Genomic DNA, 1,510 nt, shown 5'->3' with positions numbered 1-1,510 from the left:
GGTTACTTCCGTTACGCCTATCGACCGGATCGCCTCCGCCATCGATTTGCCCTGCGCATTCAGCACGTCAACCTGACGAAGCTTCGTGACGATCTCTTCCGCCTTGTGTCTTTTCGCTGCCATTTCAATGTCCTTCTTCGGCTCATAAGCCATACTTCAAGAAGGAACACTTTTCAGGGGGCAGACCAATCGCGATCGGGCGCGTGGACAGTTCCGCTTCGTCCGTTATTCCCCGTTGGAACATTTCCAGAAGCTGGCTCGCAAYCATCGGGCATTAATGGCTCGGCTCAGTTTCTTCATATCCGCAGAATCAAGGAAATCGAACATGCTCTCACTCCCCAGCGAAACCACATCACTGGAGAAATATTGGAAAATTTCTTCGGCTGGGCAAGTGGTGCAAACGAAAAACATGCCCGCACACCCGTCAAGAGGGTGAGACTTCTTCACCAATATGAGAGGTTGCCCGGCGACGCGACCGTATCGACGCGCTGGCCAGCGAACTCATGTCGAAGGGCTACAAGGTCATGGCGGTTCAGACCGATGTCAAAGACAGGCAACCTCTGCCATTTCGATCTGAGGGGAGCGCAATCGAACAGGCAGTGACCGCCGGAGGAGTTTTTCTCAACTATCATTGAGATTTTTGCTGGAACGCCAGCTCGCCGATAGTGATACCTTTTCCATACCCGCGCTCACGGCCCGGATACGATCAATGCAAGCTAGGTAATGCAAATGCACGTAATGGCACTTCTGAAGTCCGAAATGTTTGCAATATCAATAGAGCGGCAGAAGGCGTCTATCAGCGATCTTTTCCCCGATTGGAATGTGTACGATCGTTTCGGGCTTGTCATCGATGAAGCGTTCGGTGGGATTGGCGCGACGCATTTGCTTCAGGTCGCCATGACTGCTTATTACGATGCGAAAGCGTCTCGCCGTAGCACCCTGACGGTCTATCCCGAGATTTACGCGTTCCACATCGGACGTGGGTTCGGCTCCCACGCGCACTATGATTTTTGGCCCGCACGGAGAGAGGTAATTCTGAAAACCAGCGACCATCGCGAAGTGTTAGATGCAATCAATGATCGAGGCATAACTCGACTTGCTGTTCCCGACCGAGCGATGAGGGATGTTGTTCATAGGCCAAAGGAAGAAGATGCCGCCTTTGACCGCATCTCTTCTGCCTTTGTTTACGATGCATCAGGTCGAACCAGCGGAGCCGATGTGACAATCTCTGGGTTAGACCGGCGCACGGAGTTTAATCCAACCCAAACTCTGCGGCCGCTATCTGAACTTAAAATCAACCGAATTTCGTCTGCCACCGGCCGGCCCATTAAGGAGGCGGACGATACGTTTTTGCATTGGATCACGGAACGAGATGCCGACGTTACTGATCAAGATCGTGAATACGCGCAAGCGCGACGGACAGCCCTCAAATCCGGCGACCTGGTAGAAGAAACTTATCGAAGGGTCAGTGTTGCCGAAGCGTTAAAGCGACTGGCTTCAGCGGGAACGG

At 52.9% G+C, this 1,510-nt stretch carries 1 protein-coding gene and 1 pseudogene; one reads left to right on the top strand and one right to left on the bottom strand.

Annotated elements, in window-relative coordinates; genetic code table 11:
- Positions 1-123: pseudogene (locus AC1D17_RS28910) on the bottom strand (IS3 family transposase); the annotation flags it as partial.
- A 615-nt stretch (positions 124-738) separates the two neighbouring features.
- Between AC1D17_RS28910 and AC1D17_RS28905 the strand changes: the two are divergent.
- Positions 739-1,510: hypothetical protein (locus AC1D17_RS28905; RefSeq protein ID WP_477568627.1), on the top strand; the 772-nt coding region annotated here is incomplete at its 3' end.

Source organism: Pararhizobium sp. P1_E7 (genome assembly GCF_056405855.1).
Note: the sequence above shows the minus strand (reverse complement) of the source record. Positions and strands in the feature narration are given on the sequence as shown.